1 protein-coding gene and 1 pseudogene are annotated in these 1,063 nt (G+C 31.3%); both read left to right on the top strand.

Translation table 11 applies throughout. The features are described from left to right. Positions 1–854: hypothetical protein (locus AA81_RS14355; protein WP_169999822.1), on the top strand; the 854-nt coding region annotated here is incomplete at its 5' end. 7 nt (positions 855–861) lie between these two features. After that, positions 862–1,063: pseudogene (locus tag AA81_RS14495) on the top strand (ComF family protein); the annotation flags it as partial.

Raw genomic sequence — 1,063 nt, 5'->3', positions numbered from 1 at the left:
ATTCAGAAAATATTATTAGTAAAATGAAAAACGATCCCTATATTAAAATAAAACAGCTGATTTCTGCTTTGCAGAACATCTCTGAAACCTTAAAATCCGAACAAGTAGATAAAAGCGTTAAGGTTATGGCTCTAAGAAGATTTTATGAAAGAGAAGATGCCTATACCTTTTTTAACTCCCTAAAAGAAACTTATTATGATTGCAACAATGAGACAAAAGGTATAATAATAAAATTCTTTTCTGGTTTACCGTGTGAAGTTATAAATAAGTTCATCGAAAAAATCGTGCAGGAAGAAAAAGATATTCACATTCTTCAGCTTGCTGCAAATACCTCAAAGAAAGTTTGTGGAATTGATTCTATTCCTACCTGGTTGATCGACCAATTGGTGAACAGTGAAGAGGCAAAAATCGTTAAGTTTGGATTGAAATTAGCTACTGAAAAGGAGGATATGAGTTATGTAGATTTTTGTAGAGACTTGTTATCTGCTGTAGACGATGACTTAGTCATCGGTGCAAGTGACTATCTCATTTATTTTCAAGACTATATGCTTAAAGATTACGTTCCTAACTTTCTAAATTCATTATCCACCAAACGAATAAGAGAAGGGTTGAAAATAATAAGAAAATTAAAATTAGATAATTTAATAGAAGATGTATCTTTAATCGCACTCAACAAAATGTATCCTATTTCCTTAAGAAAAGCTGCCGTCAATCTACTGAAATTTTTTAAAGCCAAAGATTATTGGGAAGTCCCAAATCAAATACTCAAAGACCCTTATGAAAATGGTAATTTAAAACTTGCTGCGTTAAATACACTTCTACGTCTAAATGCGGAGATGGTAGTCAATTTTTAAAAAGATAATGACCACAGTTTTTGAACCTCATTGCTTGGTTTGTGAAAAACCTATTGCCTTTGGAGAACTCATTTGCGACAATTGCAAAGGAAATCTTTATTCACCTTCTCTTTCAAAAGGTGATTTTAAAGTTTACCATTATGGAAAATACGAATATCCTTTATCCAACTTAATAAAAGAGTTCAAATACAATTCACATCCTAAAATTG

The organism is Petrotoga halophila DSM 16923, assembly GCF_002924615.1.
The sequence above is the reverse complement of the archived record's forward strand: the minus strand, read 5'-3'. Positions and strand labels throughout refer to the sequence as shown.